The sequence below is a fragment of the Nonomuraea sp. NPDC049378 genome (genome assembly GCF_055586745.1).
Genome location: NZ_JBVJHP010000001.1, coordinates 534,152 through 557,424 on the forward strand (window position 1 = coordinate 534,152; position 23,273 = coordinate 557,424).

Genomic DNA, 23,273 nt, shown 5'->3' on the forward strand with positions numbered 1-23,273 from the left:
AATTATCCCGCGCGCGCCGCGGCGCCACCTTGCCTTGCTGATCGGACACCGTTGTCACCATACTGGCCCATGGATAGAGTCGAATTGACCACCCATTGAGGAGGGCCGGATCGGAATGACCGAAAGCGGGGCCCGGGCGGACGAAGCTGTTGCCACCGGCGCAGCGAACCGAGATGAAAGCTGTCCACACAACGGCGAGGTGATCCGCACCATCGGCGAGCGGCCCGAGCTGTTCGAGGGGGAGGAATTCTGGAACAGCAATATCGTGAGGTTCGACGCCGAGACGTATGTGGTCAGCCACCGCGCCATTCTGACGCTGGTGGTCGTGGCGAAATGCAATGCCGCATGCAAGTTCTGCTCCAACGAGATCACATTCACCCCCGCCGGACCATACCTGAGCTGGGGACCTCAGCTGCGGCGCGTGAAAAGCTTCGCGTTGACCGCCGGCGTGCGGAAGGTCGCCTACACCGGCGGCGAGCCCACGCTCAGCCCGCAGAGACTCCTTGACCTGACCCGGTCCGTGAATCCCGGCTTCGACAAGTCGCGGCTGCACACCAACGGCATCGGCCTGGGCAAGAGCGTCCAGACGCCCACCGGCCAGGCCACCCTTCTCGATGGCCTCATCAGCGCGGGTTTGTCCGGTGCGTCGGTCAGCGTGGCACATTTCGATCCAGACCTGAATGCCGCGATCATGAGGTTCGGGCCATCGTGGAACGGCATGACCGACGCCGATCACCGGAATGTCACCCAACGCAGCTCAACGCATTTCACCCCACGGCTCAGTTGCGTCATGACGCCCGAGGGCGTCTCCACCGTTCCGGACATGTTCAGCTACATGGAGTGGGGCCGCGAGCTCGGATACCGCCGCTTCATCTTTCGGTCCTGCTCGGAGATTCCCGAAGCGTTCCGCAAGTCCACCGATTACTCGGTCTACAACGCGGAGGGCCATATTCCGATCGACTCGCTCGTGGCCGAGCTCGATCAGATGCCCGAGCTCGAGAAGACTTTCGTGCAGCGCAAAAGCGACTCAAAGGTGGACTGCTACCGCTGGGGCGATATCGACTTCGACGTCGACGAATCAAGCGAAGAGCCCAATCCTGACCGCAAGGTAAGACGCCTCAACGTCATGCCCAACGGTGTCTCGTACGTGTGCTGGATAGACCCGCTGGCGGTCCTGTTCGAGGACGAGAGGCCCATCGCCGCCGAATCGATGAAGCGCGAGTTCGGCGGTCTCAAGATCCTTGATCAATCGTGAGCCGCCGGGTGCGCGTGGGCGTGATCGGCCTCGGGAGGGTCGCCCAGCTCCACCATCTTCCCAACCTCGCCCAGTCCCGGCGGGCGGAGATCTCCGCCGTCTGCGACCTGTCCCCCGGCCTCGCTGCCGCCGTCGCGCACGAGTACGGTCTGCCCACCCGAGCCGTCGCGCCGTCCGCCGACGACCTGATGTCCCGCGACCTCGATGCGGTGCTGATCGCCAACCGGCATCACGCTCCCTTGGTCCAGCGTGCTCTCGAGGCGCAGTTGCACGTCATGGTCGAGAAGCCGGTGTGCTGGGGGATCGACGAGGCGACCGCGCTGGAGAAGCTGGAGCGATCCTCCCCGTCGTCGGTGGTGGTCGGATACATGAAGCGGTACGACCCGTCATTCGCGCGCCTCCTGGGCAGCGAGGCGCCACCCATGTTCGTGCGCCTCCACGTCTTCGCCGGAGCGCGGCACAAACAGGAGAGACTCCATCCGCGTGTCAAGGGTCACGACCTCACGGTCCAGGACGCCGAAGCCGAAAGTGCGGCGGTCGACCTACAGATCGCCACGACGCTCGGCGGCGGTGCCGCCGTTCGTGTAAAGGACGTGCGGACCCTGACGGAGCTGGCCGTACACGACCTCAACCTCGGGCGCACGCTGATCGGGCCGATCGGGGTCCGCGAGGCCTTCCGGTTCGGCACGCCCTTCGGTCCCGGTTTCCTCGCCGTCATGAACGGGAGCGGCGTACCGGTGCACCTGGAAGTCGTCCCCGACTTCCAGACCGCGAGCGCCTGGGACGAAACCCTCACCGCCTTCTACCCCGGGGCGTCAACGGAGCTGCGGTTCGGCTCCCCGTTCCTCCGTTCCGCGCCCACCGTCACCCACGAGCGGTGCACGGTCGGAACCGATGTGGTGAGGCGTGAGGTGATCACCTCGTACGACAGCGCTTACCGGCTTGAAGTCGAGCATTTCCTCGACTGCGCGCTGGAGCTCGCGGCGTCACGCACCCCGATCTCCGACGCCGTGGCCGACCTGGCCCTCATCTATGAGATCGCGGCTATGCTGCGCGATCTCTGAGCGTTCGACTCGTTCCTTGGCGAGCATGAAGTGGTACGGCGGCGGGCTGCGCGGAAACGCGGCGCGACCTGACACGCCGCACCATCGCCTGGCCGCAGCACGTGAGGATGAGCACCCGATGACGCCTGCACCACCGGAGACGACGACCTCCGCGGGAGAAGACGCCCCATGGCTCGTCCTCGACGTCGACGACACCTTGGTCGACACGTACACGACAGGGTGGGCGAAGTGCCAGGAGGTCGCGCGGGTTCTCGGGCTGGAGCCGCCCGACGAGACGGTGTTCGCCGACCACTACGGGCACGTGGGCTTCGCGGAGTGCGTGCGGCGTCTCCACGCGGGAGTGGATCTCGCTCGCTACTCGTCAGCATACGACGCTCTCTCCGCCCGGTTTCCGCCCGTGCCCTTGTGCGACGCGCGCCGGCTCGTACGAGCCGCGACCTCAGCCGGAATGCGCCGCGGCATCCTCACCAACGGCCCGGGCGTCAAGACCTGGCGCAAGCTCCGCGCGTGCGGGCTCGACGTGACCGCATTCGATTTTGTGGTGCACGGCGACAACGCGGCCGAGCCGAAACCCAGCGTGCGCTCCTTCAGCGCGTTGCGCGCCAGGGGGGTCGACCCGCGCAGGGCATGGTACGTGAGCGATTCGGCGGCGGAGTGGCGGGCGGCCGAAGCCGCCGGATTCCGGACCGTGGGCGTGTTCACCGGCCGGTCCGTCAGCCACGGACATCTGCCCACGCTGCTCCTGCCGAGCAGCGCCGCTCTGCCGGACCTCGCCCCTCTCCTCGCCACGGTGACGGGATCCCCCCGCCCCGGACCGCCGGCCGCCGTCACGTTCGATGCGGGATTCACGCTGATCGAGCACGTCCGCGACCCCGCCCGCGTGATACGTGACCATCTTGCTCGCTCGGGCGCCGCCCTCCCGATGTCCGAGGTGCGTACGGCCATGGCGAACGCGACCGGCGTTCTCAGGTCTCCGGACTCGTGGTGGGCGGATCCGTTCACCGCCGAGACGACGCTACGGCGCTTCTATGGGGAGGTCCTGGCCGGGCTCGGCCACGCCTCGCCATCCGGAGCGGCGACCGTGCTCGACGCGTACACCGCCCCCGGCAACTGGCGCCCCGCGCCGGGGGCGCGAGAACTGCTCGCCGCGGTGCGAGCAGCCGGGCAGCGCATCGGAATTCTGTCCAACTGGCAGCCCACTCTCGTGGACGTCCTGGCCTCGGCAGGGCTCGACCGGTATGCGGACGTCGTCATCCCCTCGACGACCGCCGGCGTCGCCAAACCCTCTCCCGCGGCGTTCGTCAAGGCGGCGAACGCTCTCGGCGTGGGCGTGGAACGCCTGCTCCACGTCGGTGACCAGCTCGTTGACGACGTCTCGGGTGCACTGCGCGCCGGCTGCCGGGCCGCCCTCGCACCACAGCCGCTGCCCGCGCTCTCCGCGGCGTTCCGCGTCACGGCCGGATGACCTGCCGCCGTGCGCCCTCGCCGGCCGGCGACCCCTCCGCCGACGCCTGTTCCGGCGTCAGCGGAGCGGCTCCAGCACTGTCGCCAGCCGCTCAAGTCTCGCCGCCTCGTGAGGTGGCCGAATCCGGAGAATGACCAGGTCAGCACCTGCCTCCGTAAGCTGGGCGACTTCCTTGACCATGCTTTCCGGCGCGGAGTCCTCTCCGTGAACGGTCGCCGAGGTGATGATCTCCGAGGGGTCGCGGCCGAGCTGCGCGCAGCACCGGAGCAGGAGCAGGCGCTTGCGGGAGAAGTCCTCGGCACGTCCGCCCGGATGGTTCCAGTGCTGCGCCCACCGAGCGGCGGTCGGCAGAGTCCGCCGCTCGCCGCCGCCGCCGATGCAGAGAGGCGGGTGCGGTCGCTGTACGGGAGGAATGTCGCATCGCGCCTCCGCCAGCGTGAAGAAGCCTCCGTGCGCGGAGACCGTGTGGCCCGAAAGAAGACGAACCAGCGCCTCGCATCCTTCGTCGAGCCGGTCCGCGCGGGACGCGGGCGTGCCGAAGGGAATGCCCTGCGGAAGGTGATCCAGCTCGCGCCATCCCGCGCCGATGCCGAGTTCGAGCCGGCCCTCGGAAATCGTGTCCAACGTCAGGGCCATCTGTGCGAGCAGCGCCGGGTGCCGGCGCGCGACCGCGAGGACCATGGTTCCCAGGCGGAGACGGCTCGTCGCATGGGCCAGGGCCGTCATGACCGTCCATGTTTCGTAGCACGGGCCTGACGTGTTGACAGCGGCTGACGACGAATGATCGAACAGCCAGCCGGATTCAAAGAATTCCATCTCGTCAGCGGCCTGGAACATTGCCAGCAGCCGCGGCCAGGACGACGGTTCATCAGAAAGGACGGGCATGAATGCGAATCGCATCGGCACATTGTATCCGGAGCTCGACCACCGCCGGGCGCCACGTGTTTTCATTTACATATCCCGGCCCGTCTTGCAGAATCACGAGCATGTCCATACCAGGCGGGCCCGCGGTGGCCGAGGATTTGCGCATATCATTCAACCAGCTGACCGCGCGGGACCTTCCCCTGGCGACGGCCGCTCGTGCCGCGCGCGAATCCGGGTTCGACGGCTTCGGGGTTCTCCCGTCGGCGATCGCCGAGCACGGCGTGAATGGCGTACGGTCCGTGCTGGACGGAGAAGGGCTGCAGCCGACCAGTGTCTGCGCGTTCATAGGCCTCATAGATCCGAGCCCTGCCGTCCGTGCGGAGCGGATGGCGAAAGCCGAACGGTGCCTGGCCCATGCCGCCGAACTCGGCGTGCCACTCGTCGTGGTGGTCGGCGGCCCATGCGCGGCTCTTGGGCGAAGGGACGCGTGGAACCAGGCCGCCACCGCGGTCGGCATGCTGCTGCAGCGGGCCGCACGAGAGGGAGCCGACCTGCTCGTCGAGCCGCTGCATCCCGTTCTGGTCAACGAGTCGGTCGCGACATCCGTGGCGGACGCCCTCACGCTGATCGAGCAGGGACAGACCGGCGGCATCGTCGTCGACACCTGGCACGTCTGGTGGGATTCGGGGCTCCGCGAACGTCTGCTGGAGGCAGGCAGCAGAACCCGGATCGTGCACCTGTCGGATTGGGCGGCCGGCCCTGCGGGAAACCTGGACCGCGCGCTTCCGGGCGAAGGATGCGCCGACGTGCCGGCGATCTGCGCGGATCTGCTCACCGCCGGTTTCGATGGGTGGTGGGAGCTCGAGATCCTGTCCGAAAGGTTGTGGGCAGGGGATCAGATCTCTCTGGTTCGCGCATCGTACGCATCGGCGCTCAGAACCCTGGAGAAAGCGTTTTCAATGGCGGCGAGAACGAGCGACCATGTGGAGTCCATGCAGTGAATTCGCAACAGGCGATAGACGAGGCGGACAACATCCTGCAAGGCGCGGAGTTCACCCAGAAATCATTCGCGCAGACGATGCGGCGCGAACTCATCGAACGGTTGGCCGAGTCCCATCGCACCGGGGTGCCGCTGCGCGTTTTCGCCGGGTACGACGCAAGCCGGCCAAACCTCCATCTGGGACACACCATCACGATGCGAAAGCTCCGCTTCTTCCAGGAGCTCGGGCACGAGGTGATATTCCTGGTGGGCACGGTCACCGCTCAGATCGGAGATCCTTCGGACCGGCTGTACGAGCGGCCCCGGATCCCTCTCGACAAGGTCGTGAGCGCCGCCTCGACCTTCGTCGAGCAGATGTCGCTCGTTCTCGACCCGGATCGCACGACGGTCATGTACAACGGCGACTGGCTGAGCGACCTGCCCCTCTCCGACGTCCTGGCCGTCGCGTCGGCGTTCACCGTCCAGCAGGTGACCAGCCCGGCGGCCGTCAGAGACCGGATGAAGTCCAGCAAGCCGGTCGGCCTGCATGAGCTGCTCTACCCGCTCATGCAGGGCTACGACGCGCTGCACCTGCGGGCGGACGTCCAGCTCGGCACGGTCGGCCCGATCTTCAACATCCTGGCAGGCCGCCGGCTGCAGCGACTGTACGGGCAGCGGCCCTGCGTCGGCGTCACCTACCCGACCCTCTGGGGGACGAAGGGCCACCGGCGGATGTCCAAGCGTGAAGGCACCCACATCGCCCTGGCCGAGAAGCCGAGCGAACAGTTCGCGAAGGTGATGAGCATCGACGACGAGACGATGCGGCAATGGATCACTCTTGTCTCGTCGTGGCCACCGGAGGAAGTGCGCGCGCGGCTCGAAGGCTGGAGGTCGGGAGAGCTGCATCCCATGGCGTTGAAGCAGGACCTCGCCTTCGACATCGTACGCGTTTACCACGGCGAGGAGGCGGCGGCCAAGGCGAAGGAGAGCTTCCTTCCCGGGCATCGCGGCGATCCCGACCCGTCGATGGCCGTACCCCTGATCGCGGACCCCGGCGGAATACTGGACGTTCTCCACGCCACAGGCACGGTCCCGTCCAGGCAGCAGGCGCGTCGCCTCCTCCTGTCCGGAGCCGTCCGGGTCAACGGCGGCAAGGTGTTCGAGGAGGATCACCAGGTCTCCAGCGGAGACCTGATCAGTGTCGGACCCCGCCGTCTGTACGTTCTGCAGCCGGGTGAGACCCGGCCCTGAACGGGGCGTCGGCGAGTAGGCGCATCCCGATGGTTCGAGCCGCGTGGCGCGCGCCGGCGCCGGAGACGCCGGCGAAACACACGCGGACACTGGGCGACGGTGCGAGGAAGTCATCGCCCGGGCCCACCCGGACGCCGTCCGCGGCGAGGCGGCCGACGAAATCTTCCGTGGTCGTATGCGGGACGGGCAGGAGGAAGAACGGGGATCCGGCGACCGCGCCGGGACAACGCTCCGCGCCGGCAACGCGTACCAGTTCGTCGAGGAAGGCGCGGGAAGCCTCGGCCGTGGGCCGGACCGTGTGGTCGATGAGCAGTTCCAGGCCGCCATGTGCCAGGAAGTAGGCCCAGCACCGTTGCCAGAACAGGCTGGGCCTGGCGTGCTGCCGCCGTGCCAGGTCGTCCATGCCCGTGCCGCGGATCCAGCCCAGCCCTGCCCCGCTACCGGCCAGCTTGGACAGTGAACCGGTCATCCAGACCCGGGCGGGCCGGCTCCTCACCTTCCCGAACCAGCGGTATACCTCGTTGACCACGACCTGACGCGTCCGGGCGACCGCTTCGACGCGGCGCCAGCCGTCGGGGGTCAGGGTGGCGCCGTCCGGGTTCCGCCACGGATCGGTCAGCCAGACGACGCCGGCGGCCCCCGTCCGGCCCGCATGCCGGTGCTCCAGGAGTTCGGCCCAGGGATGGAGATTCACGTCCCGGCGACAAGCACGGAGCACCGTGACCGTGCCGGTGAATGAGGGCTGCTCATGCGAGAAGCTCTCGCCGAACTGCGCGATGACCGACGCGCCGGCGCGTACGCCGCTGGTGATCAGCACGTCGTCCGGGTCCTCGCGCAGTAGGGCGCCGAGCACCTCACGAAGGCCGCGATCTCCCTGTGGCGGCGGCGGGTGCCACGCGTCAGGCAGGCCGAGTACATGGTCGGTGGCCGCACGCCAGAGTCGCAGCCCGGCGGACGGCCACGTCGCCTGCGGCCCTGTGAGGTCGACAGGGTGCCCCATCCCGCTCATTTCGTGCCCTCGTTCAAGCGCTGCCAGGGATCGTCGACGTGATAGACGGCAGGCACGAAATCGCCCAGGCGCGTACGGATGATGTCGCCGACCGGGGAACGGATCGCGGTGAGCTCCTCCGACAGTGACCGCTGGGGCCCGCGCACCGGAAGGAAGGAGGCACCGGCCGCCGTGCCGTCGTCCCCGCTGCGCAGGCGTTTCACCAGCGCCGCGGGAATCAGGCGCACACACGTCCAGTTGACCAGTCTCGGCAGCCGCGGCCCTGGGCGGATCGCCCGTGATCTGACCTTGACCACGCGATGGCCCCAGTAATAGCGAGCTGCCGAAAGCGTGGTCACCGTGGCACGGGCGTAGGAGTGGCGCGCGCCGAGAGCGTAGGCGTGCCTGACGGTCGCCGCCCACCGCCGTTGCCACATCAGGGAAACCCGCGGCGCCGGCGTCTCCGCCCGTACGCGCTTCAGCCGCGGCGGCAGGACACTGTCACGGTAGAGGGGCCGTAGCGGGGTCGCGTCGAGTTCCTCGGCCAGACGCTTGAAGAAGCCAAGGAGCTTGATGGCCTCCAGCTCGCGCAGCAGTTGATCCCAGTCCATCGATGGATCCTGAAGCGCCAGGCCGAAATCGTTGAGGTCCTTGGTCGTGATGTCGTGGTCACCGGCCGCGTTCGCGACGAGGAGCGGCATGTTCTGCTGAATTTCGTAGTAGCTGAGCCCGGGTTTCCGTTCCCCCGTTCCCAGCGGATGAAAACCGCAGTGCCGGACCGAATAGCCACCGAAATGCAGATCGATGGTCGGACGGTTTTCGAGGGCGCCGTCATTGAGGTTGAACTGTCCGTAGATCACGCCGGACTCCAAGGACCTCTTCACCCACGGCCATTCAAGGTTGTCGAAGTCGTAGCCGGCCTCCCGCAGGCGTGCGGTGAGCCTGACGGCGTCGTCCACGGTCGCGACCATCAGATCCAGATCTCCGAGGTCCCGCACCGCGCGCTCGGGATACGCGCCCTCGGCCGCCAGTCCCTTGATGGCCCAGACGCTGATCCCCAGTTCTCTGGCCTGCCGGTCCACCATCGGCAGAACGTCGTCCTTATGACGTGCGACCGCCTCGATCCGCGCTCGGGCCTCGGCGAAGCGCGCCTGGCCATGGAGTCCGCCGGCGAGCTCGGCTCCGCCTCCCTTCAGGCGTTCCAGCACCAGCGAGGAGACCTTCTCGTCGATGAGCGCGTCCGCCAGGAGCGCGACCGGCACTGCGCCGAGGCGGGCCAATGCCTCGTCTTCCACGATCGAATCACCATAGACACCGGCGCTGCGAACGGCTGCTCTCGCGGCATGCATGGAATGCTTGCGCATGGAGGTCTCCAATTGACGCGTGCTAATATGCCGACGTGGCGCAGTCATCGCCGGAAACGGCGGAAGCAGATCTGCCGTTCGTTATTGTGCTAGGTCCACCGGCTTCCGGCAAGAGCACCCTGGTCAGGGAAATACTGGCCGATCACGCTTCCTTCCGGCGCTTTGTGGTCCGCCACCAGCTCGCTCGAGAAAAAAGCAACGGAACACCCCTCTGGGAGTCGATAAGAAAGTCCGTGGAGAAGGGCAGATGGATTCCCGACTCCCTTGTCGTCGAATTATTCGCCCGGCAACTCCGGGCATATCCGTCGGCGAGAATGGTGTTGCAGGGCCTTCCCGCCAACGGCGCTCAGGCGGTGATGGTCCGGGACCTGATCCACGCCCATGGCGTCCGGACCAAGCTGGTGCTCTATCTCGACGCCTCCGACGACGTCTGCGCCATGCGGATGCGCCATCGGGTGGTCTGCACGACCTGCGACGACGGCAGGGCGCCGGCCGGCGCCGCTCCGAAGGCTCCGGATCGCTGCATCACTTGTGGCGGGTTGCTCGAGCGCCGTCCGGACGACAACGAGTCGGTCTTCGCACAGCGGCTGCGCACCCACCGTCGCAACATCCCGGCCATCTTCGCCGCTTTCCGGCCGGAGGAGATCACGGTCCTCGACGCGAAAGCCACCCCGGAGGCTGTCGCGGCCTCCGCGCGCGTGGCGCTGTGGACCTCGCGGGGCGGCTAGAAAGCTCGTCGCTCACGTGTGACCAGGTCCTTCGCCCTCCCGCGCGGTCGCCCTACCTGGCCAGGTGAGCGCCGCTCGCCCCGGCGCGCTGGATCTGCCGCAGCAGTCGCTGCGCGATCGCTCGGGCGGACGAAGCCGGTATGTGATCCACACGGTAGTTGACCGACAACTCGTGCCGGTTCGAGAAGTCGCAGGTGAGCCTGAGATCGGGCTGGCCGGGCCACGACGGCGGCGTGAGGGTGACGATGGCGTCCTCGTCCGGACGCTCGATGTCCTCCTCGCCCGCGTCCTCGAAGAGCTCGATCCGCCCCGTGCGGGGGACCGGCCCGCCGCGTCGGGGCCTGATCTGGACGTCAGCCGCCAGCCGGGGCACGCTCTGCAGCACTTCGCGTGCTCCCGGCAGGGCCTGGATGAGCGCGGCCGGCGGTGGCGTGCCGGTGAGAGTCTCCTTGAGGCTCGTCGAGACCTCGCGGACCGCGGCCGCGAAACCCGCCTCGACCGACGCGAAGATGTACTGTGCGTCGGCGAACAGGCCGACGGACCCCCGTGCCTTCAACGAGCGGTTCGCGTGCGGCGTGAGCAGCGCGAGCCGGCGCCAGCCGAACTCTGCCGCCACGGCATGGGCGAACAACGCGATGGCCACCCCCAGCCGGCTGCTTCCGGCCTGTGCGTTGAGGGCCTCGAAACGACGCGTCGATTCTGAGCTCAAGGCGACGACGAAGGACTCGACGGAAGCCGGTTTGCACAGACTCCCGGAAATCTCGGATAAGGGACTCATATCGAGTGCCGTGATCTTCTCGCCGAGAGCCTTGGTCTTGTCCTTCAACACGCCGGAGGTCCACATCGAATAGAGCTCACGCGCGAACGTGCTGAACGGATAGGTCTCCCCCGTGCTTGCCGGCGCCCCTGCCACGATCCGCCGGTATGAACGCTCGATGTCGCGTTGCAGCACGAACAGTGACCATCGGTCGCAGAGGGCGTGATCGGTGAGGATTCTGAGTTTCCGCCGCACAGGCCCTTCGATGAGTTGGAAGCGGAAGACCGGGAGGCGCCCGGGATCCGCCCGTAGTCCAGGAAGCCATCCTGGCTCCCCGTGGTCGGACTGCAAGGTGTGCCCTGGAGCGATCACGTCCAGCGCTTCCACCGGCCGTTCGGCGACGACGTTCCGGTAGCCGAGCCATAGGGACTCAAGCGGCGAGGAAGGCGATCCGGGCTCCCCGTCGACGATCACCGTCCGCAGGACCTCATGCCTCTGATACACCTCGGCAACCGCCTGGCGCAGCAGCTCGGGGCTCGCCTGGGAGGCGATCGGCCGCTCGTACACGATGGTCGTCAGTCCCGGATCGGCGCGGTCGATGGCCCTGAACGCCGACTGCGATGGGATGGCCGGATATGTAAAGGATGACGACACCCTGACCTCTTCCAGATCGTCCCCGGTCAGCAGTCACGAGGCAGGCGTTTCGGCCTCCCGGCCACCGGCGGTGAGTCCCCGGGCCTTGTGAACGCAGTCCTCGACGATGCGGATGATGTCGAGGGCGCTCGGCGCCTCCCATACGGACTCCAGCGGCACTTCGATCTCGAATCCCTCTTCAATCTGCGTGCATATTTCCAGCAAGGTCAGGGAGTCTGCACCGACATCGAAGAGATTGTCCTTCATATCCACGGACTCCACGAGCAGGGTGGCTTTGATGATCTTCAGTACGTCGTCGGCGATGTTTTGTTCTTCGTGCACCATAAGACGATTCTCCCTTGCTGAGCAAAATATGCTTCGCGCGATCATATGACAAGTCGGATCAGGCCCGGAGAAAGGCATCGTACGAGAGCCCTGGGATAGGAAAGCACCCTTTGGCGCGGCGAAAGACAAGCGTGACGACCGACGGGCGGTGAAAGTTATCGATCCAGCGTGACGGACGAATCGTCTATCGTCCATACGTGCTACGTCGCACGCCTTGTGCGGTATCCGCGTGCGTGCCAACCTGAAGAAAATGGCCGCCGGCAGCCCTCCGGCAGAGGCGGGTCACCGCTCGGTGGCGGATCAGGCCCCCGTATCCGCCCGTCGCCCGGCTTGTCCCGTTCGCGAGAGTCTCCGCCAGAGGCACGGCACCACCGGGCGCGATCCGCCGGCGCGTGCGGCTGGAACCGCGCACCTGGACGCGAGGAGCGGAAGTGCCTGTGATCGATGGCTCGACGTCCTGCCTCCTTGAGTTTCGCGGGACGCGATCATGTTCATCCGCGATGACCTGGGGCCAGCAATGGATGTGGCGAGAGGCCGTCTGGTTCGACGGTGATCACGCCCACCTCAATGTGCCGTTCACGGTGGAGCTACCGCACGGCACGACCCTGCCCACCGCCCTGACAGCGGTACGCGTGCTCGTCGAGCAACACGAGTCCCTGCGGACGACGTTCGCGGAGACGGCGGGCGATCAGCCGCGACAGGCCGTCGCCTCGACCGGATCGTTGCGGGTGAGTGTCTGCGAGGCGTCACCCCATCCGGCGGATCACTGGCGCGACCAGGTCGAGGACGCGCTCATGCGTACGGCGTTCCGGCTGGACGAGTGGCCGATACGCGTCGCGATCGTCACCCAGGACGGCGAGCCGCGGCATGTCGTGGTCGTCCTGTTCCATCTGGCGGTTGACGGCTGGGCCGTCGCACAGCTGCGCGACCATCTCGTCCACCTGCTGCGCGCTGAGCGATCTCCGGGAGTGGAGACCGGCCTTCAGCCCCATGACCAGGCGACGTACGAGGCGAGTGAGCGTGGGAGGCGGGTCGCGGCGTCATCGCTCGCCTACTGGAAGCAGCAGGTGGCGGGTCTGCGTGCCGAGTGTCCTCCCCCGGCCTCCGGTGGTGGCGGGCCGGCCACCTATCGCGAGATGTACATGGAGTCACGCGCCCTTGCCGAAGCCATTTGCGGGCTGAGCGAGGTGTACCGGGTGGGTGCGCCGACGCTGATGTTGACAATCTGGTCGGCGCTGCTCGGCCTGCGGTCGCCGGCCCGGAAGTGCGAGTCGATGATCTACTGCAGCAACCGCGTCGGTCCCAGGCGCAGGGCAGCCGCCGGGACCTTCGTCCAGGACACCCCGTTCAGCGTCGACGTGCGTGGCCTGAGTTTCCCCGAGCTCCTCAGCGCGACGGTGAGGTCCGCGCTGCTGGCGTACCGGCACGGGCAGTACGACCCGCGTGCGGTGGCCCGGCTCGTGTACGGCCACTCCGGCGAAGCCCGCCATTGCGTGGGCCTGCCCTTCTCGATCAATCTGAACCTCTCGGGCGAGGTGCCCTGCAGGGCTGCGGCCGGGGGCACACCCGCCAGTTCGCCGGGCGACACCATCCTGCGGTGGACCCGCGACCTGTCTCAGGATCGTATGGGGCGGCGGGTCTACCTCGTGACCTTCGCCCGCCCGCCGGCCCTTGGTTGTCTCCTGCGGGCCGACACGTCGTTCCTGACACCGGCGGAGATCGACGTCTTTCTCCGCGCGATGGAGTCCCTCGCTCTGGCGGCCGCGAAAAGGCCGCGTCTCACCGCCCAGGACATGTCCGGTGTGGTGCGGGACCTCACAGCTTGACCGCCGACGCGGGCCACGACGGAGCTGCTCCAGCCTTCCTCCGGCGGTCCGCGGGCCGGCCTGGACGAGCATGAGGCGCATCCCCGTCGTCGCGCAGCCTCACGCCCCGGTCAAGCGCGCGAGCGCGGCGTCGAGACGTCGCACCGTCCGGTCGCGGCCGAGGACTTCCAGTGATTCGAACAGTGGCAGACCGACCGTCCGCCCCGACACCGCCACCCGGACCGGGGCCTGCGCCTTGCCCAGCTTCAGCCCGTGGCGCTCGCCCACCTCGGTCAGCACGTTCTTCAGCGTCTCCGCCCGCCATGCCGCGGCGGCGTACGCCGTCCGCGCATCGCGCAGCAGCCGAGCGGCGCCCGGCTTCATGGCTTTGGTCCACGACGCCTCGTCGAAGACGGGCTCGTCGAGGAACAGGAAATCCACATAACCCGTGATCTCCGACAACAACGTCAGCCGGGTCTGCGCCAGCGGCGCCACCGCCGCGAACACGCCCGGGTCGAACGCGTCCGCTCGCCACGGCACATGGGGCCCGGTGAGCCACGGCGCGCATGCGGCGGCGAACGCCTCTTCGGACAGCGCCCGGATGTATTCGCCGTTGAACGCGCTCAGCTTCTTCACGTCGAAGAACGCCGGCGAGGTGTTGACGTCCTCGATTCTGAACAGCCGCTCCATCTCCGGGTATGGCATGATCTCCCGATCGCCGCCCGGCCCCCAGCCCAGCAACATCAGGTAGTTGACCAGGGCGTCCGGCAGGAACCCATCTGCCAGATATTCCTCCAGCGCCAGCTTGTCCCGCCGCTTGGACAGTTTCTGCCGCTTTTCGTTGACGAGGACGGGCAGATGGGCCCACATCGGCGGCGCCGAGCCCAGGGCCTCCCACAGGAGTTGCTGCTTGGGCGTGTTGGAGAGATGCTCCTCGCCCCGGATCACGTGCGTGATGCCCTGGTCCAGGTCGTCGACGACATTGGCCAGGAGGAAGACCGGCGACCCATCGCCCCTGGCGATGACGAAATCCTCGATCGCGCTGTTGGGGAAGGCGGGCTTGCCGCGGATCAGATCCACGATCAGGGTTTCGCCGTCATCCGGCGTCCGAAAGCGCAACGCGCGTCCCTGCGCGGGCTCCAGCCCGCGCTCGCGGCAGAATCCGTCATATCCCAGGTGCTCGGACTCTCGCCGCTCCGTGAGCTGCTCACGCGTGCAGTCGCAGAAGTATGCCCGGCCCTTCGTATACAGCTGGAGCGCCGCCTGCCGGTGCCGATCGGCACTCTGCGACTGCATGTAGGGACCCTCGAAAGCGGGATCCGAGGAATCGATGCCGATCGCGGCCAGAGCTTGGATAATGCCTTCCGTCCACTCTGGGCGATTTCGCGCAGTGTCGGTGTCTTCCACCCGCAGCACGAACTTTCCCCCTGATTGTCGCGCTACCGCCCAATTATAGAGAGCCGAGCGCGCGCCTCCAACGTGGAACATTCCTGTGGGGGAAGGCGCGAAACGTGCGCGAACCGGGACTACTGACACGCCGAGCAGTCTACCCGCGGAAACCACAGGCCGTTCACAGGCTCAGCTGCATGCAGGAAATCGACGGTGAAGGCCGGATTTGAGGGTGCGCTCAGGATGGTGACGTGCACGAACCGGCTGTTCATCTCGTGCCGGCCGCCGGTGTGGAAAGACGTCGAGTGGCCCTGCGCAGACGAGGATGCTTAGCATGTGCGGCGCGGGACAGGCGATGAAGTCACCCGGTCCAACGGAGGAGATGTGGAAAGACCTGTAGTCGGTCTGAGCGTGTCCATGCACCCTATCGGCGACGTGCACCCCGTAGACGAAGCAATCGAGGCGGAAAGGCTGGGGTTCGATTTCGTTTCGGTCGCGGACCATCCTTTCGGGGGCAGCCCCACCAACGAGCCATTGGTGACACTGGCCTCCATCGGCGCCGCGACGCGGCAGATCGGGCTCGTCACCCGCGTTCTCGGAGCGCCGTTCCGCAATCCGGCGCTCGTGGCGAAGATGGCCGAGACCATCAACCGTCTCGCCGACGGCCGTCTCGTGCTCGGGATCGGCGGTGGCGGCGCGGACAACAAGATGCGTTCCGTGGGCGTGAACCCGCCGTCCGCCCGAGGGAAGATCGATGCCCTCGCCGAGGCGACGGCGATCATCAAAGGCCTGTGGTGCGACGGCAAGTTCGCCTTCTCCGGCCGGCACCACGGCGTCGTCGACGCGGAGATCAGCCCACGGCCGGCGAGCCGGATACCTGTCTGGCTGGGCGTCCTCGGCCCGCGCGGAGCCGAAGTGGCCGGCAGCATGGCGGACGGCTGGATCCCGTACCTGCGTTACACCTCGGTGGAGCGGCTGACCGCGTGCAGGTCCCGCCTCATCGCCGCGGCGGACGGCGCGGGGCGCGATCCCTCGACGATCACCTGCGTCCTCAGTCTCGAGGCTCATGTCGGTCCGCTGGCCGAAGCGCCGCCGAATGCCATCACCGGTCCGCCGGAAGCCGTCGCCGACCAGCTTGCGAAGCTGCGAGACCTCGGCTTCGACGGCTTCAACGTCAGCGTCCCCGGCCCTGACCGCGCCGAGCAGCCCGCGCGTTTCGCGGAAGAGGTGCTTCCGCTGCTCGGGGAGGCCCTTCCGCCGGCCGGCGCCACGGTTTCCGGAGGCGCACGATGAGCGCGGGAACGCTCTCCAAGACGTCCTTGCTGGTATTGCTCGGGCCTCCGGGGTCCGGCAAGAGCACCCTGGTCACGAGCATTCTGGACGCGACCCCCGGCCTCGGGCACTTCGCCGTCCGGCGTCAGTTCGTCGAGGAGAAGAGCAAGCAGACAGATCTGTGGCTCGCGGCCGCCGAGTCGCAGGAGAAGGGGCAATGGCTCCCGGACGAGGTCGTCATCGAGGCGTTCTCCCGCCGGCTGGACGCGCAGTTGCCGGGAGGAATGCTCATCGAGGGCCTGCCCGCCAACGCCGAACAGGCACGGCTCATGATCGAGGTCGTGGCCGGCCGCGGCCGGCAGGTCGACCGCGTTCTCTATCTGGACGCCCCGGACGAGGTATGCATGGCACGCATGCGCAAGCGGTCGGTGTGCGTCACCTGTGACGGCGGAATATCGCAGGCAGCCGTCTCGGAGGCGGATCCCGGCCGGTGTGCGCGGTGCGGGTCCGCGCTCGGCCGAAGGCGGGATGACCACGACGGGCCGTTCGCGGAACGCCTTCGCCTGCACCGGCACCACATCCGCGGAATCCTCGACGAACTCTGTCACGAGGTGACCGTTCTGGACGGAACAGCAGATCGAGGCGAGATAGTACGGGCCGCGTTCCGGCAGCTTTCCTAGCCGGGACCAGCCGGAATTTCGCAGGCATCGGTACGAACAACGCGGCCACGGCGTGCCCGTGTGCAAGTGCGGATGGTCCTCACTTGCACGCCGCCCGCCTCCAGGCATCACGGCCGTCATCCACAGCCGAACGCGCCACGACCGAAAGTCCGCGGGCGAAGTGCCACCGGTGCGCACGTTTTTATGTGTTCATTCGTGTTGTTGCGATCCTGGTGAATCCCGGCCAACATCGGTGAGGAACTCGAACGACTTTTCCGGACACACAGATATGGCAGCCATATCGAAATAATTGCGTCGCCAGCTCCCGAGGAGGTGCTCGAATGACAATCGACATGCGCACACGCACCAACAGCGGCGTCCGGACGATAGATCCTCGCTCGTTCTTCGAGGAACTGCCGGATCTGCTCAGGACGACCGGACCGCAGGCCGCTCGGGCCGCGGCGCGGCTCGGGCTTGGCCGCCTTTCGCTTCGGGTCGGCGACACCATGCGGACTCTGGTCCCGGAAGCGGACACCGTCACCGTCGTCGACGACGCCACGAGCGGAGAGCTGGTCGTCGACATCGGCGAAGCCGCGTTCTCCGAGTGGGTCCAGGAAGTGCGCACCATGCTGGCCCTGCTGGTCTCAGGCGACGCCCAGGTGAGCAGTGGCGATTCCAACGCGGCACTTGCGTGGGACGTGGTGCTCCGGGCGATGGTCGACGGCCGCCCGATGTACGAGCCGGGATCCATATCGCTGACGAATCTGGACGGCTCGCCGCTCGACGTGGACCGGTCGTTCACGCCCGATGACGATGACGCCGAAATGGGAAGGTTTCTCGAGCAGGCCGGCTTCCTCGTGCTGCGCGGCTGGATCGGCGCCGATGCCGTCGCCGCCATCTCGGCCGACATCGACCGCGGTCTCACATCCGCCCGAAGGGACGACCCCCACCGATGGTGGGCGAAACTCGAGAACGGGCAGGAGGCGTGTGTGCGCCTCAAGCACTTCGACCGGATATCGGAAGCCGGCAAGCGCGTGGCGGAAAGTGATCCGCTCCGGCGCCTGTGCAACCTGACCGGAGACTCCTTCGCGTTTCCTCCGTCCTGGGTGGAGTCCCTCGTCAAACCCACCGGTGTGGTGGAAGGGCCGTCGGAGATTCGCTGGCACAAGGACTGCTGGCAGGGGAAGCACTCGTACTTCTGCAATGGCGTGACGATCGGGGTCCTGCTGGCGCCTTCCAACGAGGTGACCGGGGGCATCCGGGTCATGGCGGGCTCTCATCGTACGAACTTCCCGGCAGTCGATCACAATATCGACGAGGTGGACCTGCCGGTCCGGGCTCTCTACGGCGAAGCGGGAGATCTCACGGTTCACCTGTCGTGCGCGATGCACGAGACCGTCGCCCCCCAGCGTGGTGAGCGACGCCTGATGTACGCCGGCTTCTCGCTCGTCGACCCCGTGTCCGGCACCGGTGTCGACAATCGGTACAGCATCAAACACGCGGACTGGTCGAATGCCGTCTCGTCGGCCTGGGACGTCTACGCGTAGCGCGCGAACGTCGCCGACCCCGACCGCCGCCATCGATTCCGACCGCCGACAGCGCAAGCCTGGGATGGGACCGGTTCCTTGGATGATCGCACTGCGATAGAGCTGATCTGCCGCAAAGCAGGATACGACGCGTGGGCACGGTTGTCCGACTCGATCGCCGAGGAAGAGGTCCTCGTGGTCTCGGGCTCCCTGTTCGAGGGCATCGGCAACGTACGGTCCGACCTCGACTTCTTCGTGGTGAGCGACAACCGCCCGCGCGACGTGCCCGTGCGCATGGCGTTCGCCGGAGCAAGCTGGTTGGACATCGAATATGTCCGGGCACGGGAGCTGGAGGACCTCACCAGGAAGCTGGCGACGACCGATCCGAAGGCCATTGCCCAGGTTCTGCGGCTGTCGCGGCCGGAGCTCGATCGTTATTACCGGCTTGCCATCGGCGCGACCGTCAAGGGCGCGTACCCCGCGAGCATGGTCTTCTCGCTGGAGGCGTATCGTCCCGTGCTCAGGTCGTGGGCGATTCTGCACGCCGGCGCCTTCTCCGCGCGGGCGACGATCGCTCTGAACAGCGGTGACGTCACCGCCGCCACCCTTTACGCCTGTTATGCCGCCCACCTCTGCACGATGGGGACCCTGACCGACGTGGGGGAGCTCTATCCGTCGCCGAAGTACACCCTCGAGAAGGCGATCCGGGCCTTCGGCCCGGACTCCGCCGAGGTCGCCGCGATCGCGGCGCTGCTTCATCCTTCGGATGACCCGGTGCGTCATGTCCGCGCGGCGGTCGAGCACATCGACACCGTGCTGGCCGAATCCCTGTCCGGAATGAACGCCGATGACCTCGTGACCGAGGCGGCGGCGCCGATCGAGCACGATCGCCGTCACTACGTCTCGACCCTCATGACCCGCAAGGCGGCGTACGACGTGCTGCCGGAGGACACGGCGGCGATCACCGCGCTCCTGCCGGCTCTGGGTCCGCAGGAAGCGGACGACGGCCGGAAGCAGGCGCCCAGCGTCTGGCAAGCCCAGGCACACCGCCTCGTCCTGCGGGAGGCACTGATCGATGCCGGACTGCTGAGGGAGGTGAAGGGCCATGCGCGGTGAGATCGCGAAGGCGGTGCCCATGCCGGTCGCGCTCCGGCGATCCCACGACGAGTCCTCCGGCCGCCTCGAGATCATGGCGCTGATGTACGACCTCGACGGCGCCCTCCAGGCCGGCCAGCTGGGGTTGGCGCGGTATACCGCCGCCAGCCTGATCGACGCGTCGGTCGCCGTGTGGCTCCGTGAGCGCTGCACCGTGTTTCCGCCCTTCGAGCACGCCACGGCGAGAGCCAGAGTCGCGCTGTCGGTGCTCAGGGCCGTCAATCCCGATCTGGCGGACAGAGTCTCCGCCCTCTACTGTGCGGCCCTCCCGCTGGGCGTGGACGCGGTCACCGCACATTGCCGGGCGGTTCTCGCGCTGGTGGGTGACTTGACGGGCCATGGAGACGACGGGCTGGCCTCGGCGGTGCGCGCCTGGGCGGAGAGCGCGCGGGCGACCCGTGACCTGTGTGAGCGGCTTGGCGTGCCGGTGGGTGACTTCTATTGGGCGCCTCCGGACGCCGACACGTGGCACAGCGATGTTCTGAAGCACGCCGCCAGGGAGGCCTCCTCCTGACCGTACCGGCCGATCGAACGAGGATGCGGCGCCGGTGGCACTCGACGACGCGGAGCGGAGACCGATGATGTTGTGGGCAACGCCGGCCGAAGCAAGGGCCAGGAGAAGGCCGGCATCGAGCATCTCGTACCGGTATGCGTCATGAAGGTGGCGGAGCGGCGGGCGAGCGGCTGGAACGGCGAACTCCTGCGACGCGTGTTCCTCCATCAGAACGGCCTGGCGGCCATCACCGCGCTGGCGACCCTGGAGGCCTCAGGAAGCCTCGATCGGCTCAGCAGGGAACGCCTCAGCTGCACGGACGTGGTGAACGATTCGCCTTCCCCTGGCGCGGTGGCGGCCTCGATCGTGGCGGCGTGCGATGCCGGCTGGCTGACCGTGCATGACGACCGCGGCGGCGGCTCCGTGGTGTCGCTGTCCGCGTCGGATGACGTGGCCTTCGCACTCGACATCCTCCTCGACGCTCACCGCGCGATCCGCGAGCGCGATCGTGGCCGTCCGTGGTCCGTGGAGAGCACCGTGGCGCGTCTCCTCGGCTGCGTCGACATCCTGACCTCGGCCAAGGCATCGGTCAGCAGGCGCACCTCCCTGCCGGACGCGGCGGCGGACCTTCTCCTCCGCCTGCTGGAAGGCCTGCTCGCCGTGCCGCTGCTGCCTCGGATCGAGCGCGACCATGATCGGGCGGACCTCGCGCCGCTGTTCGCCGCGCTCGATCTGGGAACGTCGGAAGCCGGCATCAAGCGGGTGCTGTCCTTCTTCGCCCCCATGTACGGACTGGCTGGTTCCTACGCGCAAACGCTGATCCGGCTCCCGGATCGAGTGGCGGCCGGAGAGACGATCGCACCCTTGGACGTCACGCGGCAGATCGACCGCAGTATCAACGTGAGGGCGAGCGCGACCGCGCATCGTGGCTACTTCCACGCGGCGACCAGGCTCGTCGCCAGGCACTTCGACCAGGCGCCGCTCGCGGAGCAACCTCGCGCCATCCTCGACATCGGCTGCGGCGACGGCTCGTGGCTGCGCGAGCTGTACGCGTTCATCCGCGGCTCGACGTCACGCGGCCGGTCCCTCGCGGAGCACCCCCTGGTCGTCCTCGGTGTCGACATGGACCCGGTGGCGCTGGAGATCAGTGAGCGCAACCTGTCGAACCTGCCGGCGATCTGTCTGCTCGGAGACGTCGGGCAGCCGTCGGAGGTCGCGCAGGCGGTGGCGTCGGCCAGTGGCATCGGCATGGACGACATCATGTCCGTCCGGGCTTTCGTCGACCACAACCGGTCGCTGGGGCACATGGAGGGCGAGAACGGAAACGTGCGCCTCACCGACGGCGTGTACGCCACGCCGTCGGGATCGATCATCTCCGCTGAGGCGGTGCGGGAGGACTGGGCGGAGCACTACGCACAGTGGCGACAGGTATGCGGACGTCACGGCCTGGTGGTCATCGAGGCCCACACTCCCGGCATCGCGACGGTGCGAGACCGGCTCGAAAGCAGCCACACGCTCGCTCTGCGCTTCTACCACGCGCTGTCCGGGCAGTCCCCCATCCCGTACGAGGCCTTCCGCGGAGCGGTGTCCTTCGCGGGATTCTCCTCGCGGCGCTCGGTTCTTTATCCGGAAACGTCGCCGACCACCAGCATCAGCTGGCTCGCTTGAACGCCGGCGGGGAGGGGTGCGCGGCCCACCGGTGTTCGCGGCACGGAACGTGAGACCACCCGGCTGCGAGCGCGTCGCGCCGGTCAGGCGTACCGGGCGAACAGCAGGTCCAGCGCCTCGCGTACCAGGGGCTCGATCTCCCGGTCCCGGTTCTCGGAGATCCGCGCGAGCCGAGCCCGCTCGCCTTCGGACGACGCGAATGCCCTGGGCGTCAAGGTGAGTCCGTCCTGTGCCCCTGCGCCGCCGTGGCCGGACAAGCCGGTCCTGGCGGCGGCCAGCCGGAGCAGATCGACGGGATCGCCGGTTTCGCTGCCATGGGCCGCGCCATGGCGGAGCGGAATGTCACGCACATGGCTGGGCGCGGCGATCGTCCCGGCGGCACGGCGCACCGATGCCGGCGTGGGGGCGTCCATCACCCAGACGAAATTAGCCAGCCCGTGCCAGTGGGGGGCGGCTCCTTCCGCGCGGAGCAGTTCATCGATCTGCGCCATCCGGCGCAGTGGCGCGGCGAGATCGTCTCCCGCGCCCGCGAACCCCTGCGGGTCGGCACCGAACCAGGCGACCCCGAGGCGATCGCGGGCCGTGCGGAATCGCTCGGAGACATAAGCGATCGAGGCGACGACCGTGTGCTCGAGCACCTCGTGCACGGCAGCGCTGGAATCAATGTCCAAGGCGCCCCATCGAGTCATGTCCCATGCTCCTCACGGGTACGGCCGGCCCGCGGATCGAATTGCGGAAAAGAGGAATGACGATCAGCGGGAAAGCAGCCTCAATATTGACGACAATATACCGGCTTTTCTGGCTGTACATGGTCATGACCGCGGAGTGAAATAAGACGGGATAACGCGCTTCAACTTCCTGACGGGCACGACAGAGGAGCTTGCCGGCATGTCGTTCAACGGAGAGCCCCGGGCCGCATTCCCGGCCGGGAAAAGCCGCCGTCCGGCGATCCACGGGATGAAGCGGCGCTGGGCGGCGGCCACCGTCGAGCGCGGCCTGGTCCGTGACAGCGCCGCGTGGTTCGTCCTTCCGGAGCAGGCCGATCGCGCCGAGCTCGAAAGGACGTTCGCGGCGGCGGTCTTCCTCGCGCTGGCTCCGGCCACTCGTGCCACGCTGGCCGCCATGACCGGCCCGGGCGCCTACAGTTCCTTCTTCGCATCGGCGGCGGAACTCATGCCGGCGTTGCTCTTCTTCTGGGACGAACCGACAGGGCGTGAGAAGTGGCACCGATACCTCTGGCCCGGCCCTCCGGCGCCTGGCCTCACGTGTCCGTACACGAAGGTGGCCCGGGCCGCGCGCTCCATACCGTGCCACCGGGAGTTCTCCCTGCTCGAACCCGCCCACGCCGCCGTCCAGCGAGCCGAGAGCAGCGTCGATGCCCACCCGTCCAGCGCCACCCCTCCTGCTCATCTCCCAAGATTCGCCGCGAACACCCCCTCCCACACAGGTGCCCCCATCGCGAACGGCGACAAGCTGACGCGCTTCTGCGCGCGACTCGCCACTGACCTTCTCGTCACCGCCGGGGAACGGATCGACGCTGTCGCCGATCACGGGAGCGGCATGACCGGCCGATGCTGACGGCGCGCCGCACCGGCCGGTCCGGCGATCACGAC

The 23,273-nt window shown here is 67.7% G+C and carries 21 protein-coding genes; 14 read left to right on the forward strand and 7 right to left on the reverse strand.

Going from position 1 to position 23,273, the window contains the following annotated elements; all coding sequences use genetic code 11:
• Positions 1-115: 115 nt before the first annotated feature.
• The 3 genes from ACZ6SA_RS02370 (at position 116) to ACZ6SA_RS02380 (ending at position 3,784) form a co-directional block, all read left to right on the forward strand.
• On the forward strand, positions 116-1,255 hold the full coding sequence (locus ACZ6SA_RS02370) for a radical SAM protein (RefSeq protein ID WP_465826181.1): 1,140 nt from the start codon (positions 116-118) through the stop codon (positions 1,253-1,255).
• Positions 1,252-2,319: a Gfo/Idh/MocA family protein gene (locus ACZ6SA_RS02375; RefSeq protein ID WP_465826183.1), complete on the forward strand. Its 1,068-nt coding sequence runs from the start codon at positions 1,252-1,254 to the stop codon at positions 2,317-2,319. Before ACZ6SA_RS02370 ends, ACZ6SA_RS02375 begins: the two co-directional genes overlap by 4 nt.
• Positions 2,320-2,437: 118 nt before the next feature.
• Positions 2,438-3,784, forward strand: a complete 1,347-nt coding sequence (locus ACZ6SA_RS02380; protein WP_465826184.1) for an HAD family hydrolase — start codon at positions 2,438-2,440, stop codon at positions 3,782-3,784.
• Positions 3,785-3,841: 57 nt separating this feature from the next.
• Here the strand turns inward: ACZ6SA_RS02380 and ACZ6SA_RS02385 are convergent, their stop codons facing one another.
• Positions 3,842-4,684, reverse strand: coding sequence for an LLM class flavin-dependent oxidoreductase (locus ACZ6SA_RS02385; RefSeq protein WP_465826186.1), 843 nt, complete (start codon positions 4,682-4,684; stop codon positions 3,842-3,844).
• Between the two features lie 110 nt (positions 4,685-4,794).
• Here ACZ6SA_RS02385 and ACZ6SA_RS02390 point away from each other — a divergent pair, with 110 nt between their 5' ends.
• Entirely contained in the window at positions 4,795-5,649 is an 855-nt protein-coding gene (locus ACZ6SA_RS02390) for a sugar phosphate isomerase/epimerase family protein (RefSeq protein ID WP_465826188.1), read from the forward strand.
• Complete coding sequence (gene tyrS / locus ACZ6SA_RS02395; RefSeq protein ID WP_465826190.1) at positions 5,646-6,878, forward strand: tyrosine--tRNA ligase; 1,233 nt, start codon at positions 5,646-5,648, stop codon at positions 6,876-6,878. The genes ACZ6SA_RS02390 and tyrS overlap by 4 nt, the downstream gene beginning before the upstream one ends.
• Here the strand turns inward: tyrS and ACZ6SA_RS02400 are convergent.
• Complete coding sequence (locus ACZ6SA_RS02400) at positions 6,823-7,878, reverse strand: aminotransferase class I/II-fold pyridoxal phosphate-dependent enzyme (protein ID WP_465826192.1); 1,056 nt, start codon at positions 7,876-7,878, stop codon at positions 6,823-6,825. The genes tyrS and ACZ6SA_RS02400 overlap by 56 nt on opposite strands.
• 5 nt (positions 7,879-7,883) lie before the next feature.
• Positions 7,884-9,230 (reverse strand): nucleotidyltransferase family protein, encoded by a 1,347-nt coding sequence (locus ACZ6SA_RS02405; RefSeq protein ID WP_347641815.1) that lies wholly within the window; start codon positions 9,228-9,230, stop codon positions 7,884-7,886.
• Between the two features lie 35 nt (positions 9,231-9,265).
• Here ACZ6SA_RS02405 and ACZ6SA_RS02410 point away from each other — a divergent pair, with 35 nt between their 5' ends.
• A complete protein-coding gene (locus ACZ6SA_RS02410) occupies positions 9,266-9,958 on the forward strand; it encodes a nucleoside monophosphate kinase (protein WP_465826194.1) in 693 nt (230 codons plus the stop codon).
• A gap of 52 nt (positions 9,959-10,010) precedes the next feature.
• On the opposite strand, the gene ACZ6SA_RS02415 is transcribed toward ACZ6SA_RS02410, so the two are convergent.
• Positions 10,011-11,282 carry a hypothetical protein gene (locus tag ACZ6SA_RS02415; RefSeq protein WP_465826196.1) on the reverse strand — a complete coding sequence of 424 codons (1,272 nt, stop codon included), beginning with the start codon at positions 11,280-11,282 and terminating at the stop codon, positions 10,011-10,013.
• A gap of 120 nt (positions 11,283-11,402) precedes the next feature.
• Positions 11,403-11,693 carry an acyl carrier protein gene (locus ACZ6SA_RS02420; protein WP_465826198.1) on the reverse strand — a complete coding sequence of 97 codons (291 nt, stop codon included), beginning with the start codon at positions 11,691-11,693 and terminating at the stop codon, positions 11,403-11,405.
• Between the two features lie 500 nt (positions 11,694-12,193).
• Here ACZ6SA_RS02420 and ACZ6SA_RS02425 point away from each other — a divergent pair, with 500 nt between their 5' ends.
• Positions 12,194-13,519, forward strand: a complete 1,326-nt coding sequence (locus ACZ6SA_RS02425) for a condensation domain-containing protein (protein ID WP_465826199.1) — start codon at positions 12,194-12,196, stop codon at positions 13,517-13,519.
• A gap of 99 nt (positions 13,520-13,618) precedes the next feature.
• Here ACZ6SA_RS02425 and gltX read toward each other — a convergent pair whose 3' ends face one another.
• Positions 13,619-15,034 (reverse strand): glutamate--tRNA ligase, encoded by a 1,416-nt coding sequence (gene gltX, locus ACZ6SA_RS02430; RefSeq protein WP_347641810.1) that lies wholly within the window; start codon positions 15,032-15,034, stop codon positions 13,619-13,621.
• A 270-nt stretch (positions 15,035-15,304) separates the two neighbouring features.
• Here gltX and ACZ6SA_RS02435 point away from each other — a divergent pair, with 270 nt between their 5' ends.
• From ACZ6SA_RS02435 to ACZ6SA_RS02460, 6 genes are all read left to right on the forward strand, one after another.
• The gene (locus tag ACZ6SA_RS02435) at positions 15,305-16,180 is read left to right on the forward strand and encodes an LLM class flavin-dependent oxidoreductase (protein WP_465826201.1); all 876 of its coding nucleotides are present in this window, start codon (positions 15,305-15,307) and stop codon (positions 16,178-16,180) included.
• Positions 16,177-16,839, forward strand: coding sequence for an adenylate kinase family protein (locus ACZ6SA_RS02440; protein ID WP_465826203.1), 663 nt, complete (start codon positions 16,177-16,179; stop codon positions 16,837-16,839). Before ACZ6SA_RS02435 ends, ACZ6SA_RS02440 begins: the two co-directional genes overlap by 4 nt.
• A gap of 320 nt (positions 16,840-17,159) precedes the next feature.
• Complete coding sequence (locus tag ACZ6SA_RS02445) at positions 17,160-18,365, forward strand: phytanoyl-CoA dioxygenase family protein (RefSeq protein ID WP_347641807.1); 1,206 nt, start codon at positions 17,160-17,162, stop codon at positions 18,363-18,365.
• Between the two features lie 78 nt (positions 18,366-18,443).
• The gene (locus tag ACZ6SA_RS02450; protein WP_465826206.1) at positions 18,444-19,460 is read left to right on the forward strand and encodes a hypothetical protein; all 1,017 of its coding nucleotides are present in this window, start codon (positions 18,444-18,446) and stop codon (positions 19,458-19,460) included.
• Positions 19,450-20,013 (forward strand): hypothetical protein, encoded by a 564-nt coding sequence (locus tag ACZ6SA_RS02455; protein ID WP_465826208.1) that lies wholly within the window; start codon positions 19,450-19,452, stop codon positions 20,011-20,013. Before ACZ6SA_RS02450 ends, ACZ6SA_RS02455 begins: the two co-directional genes overlap by 11 nt.
• A gap of 72 nt (positions 20,014-20,085) precedes the next feature.
• Positions 20,086-21,660, forward strand: a complete 1,575-nt coding sequence (locus ACZ6SA_RS02460) for an AprA-related methyltransferase (RefSeq protein ID WP_465826209.1) — start codon at positions 20,086-20,088, stop codon at positions 21,658-21,660.
• 83 nt (positions 21,661-21,743) lie between these two features.
• Here the strand turns inward: ACZ6SA_RS02460 and ACZ6SA_RS02465 are convergent, their stop codons facing one another.
• On the reverse strand, positions 21,744-22,349 hold the full coding sequence (locus ACZ6SA_RS02465) for a hypothetical protein (protein WP_465826211.1): 606 nt from the start codon (positions 22,347-22,349) through the stop codon (positions 21,744-21,746).
• A 199-nt stretch (positions 22,350-22,548) separates the two neighbouring features.
• Between ACZ6SA_RS02465 and ACZ6SA_RS02470 the strand changes: the two genes are divergently transcribed.
• Positions 22,549-23,238 carry a hypothetical protein gene (locus ACZ6SA_RS02470; protein WP_465826212.1) on the forward strand — a complete coding sequence of 230 codons (690 nt, stop codon included), beginning with the start codon at positions 22,549-22,551 and terminating at the stop codon, positions 23,236-23,238.
• The last annotated feature ends 35 nt before the right edge of the window (positions 23,239-23,273 follow it).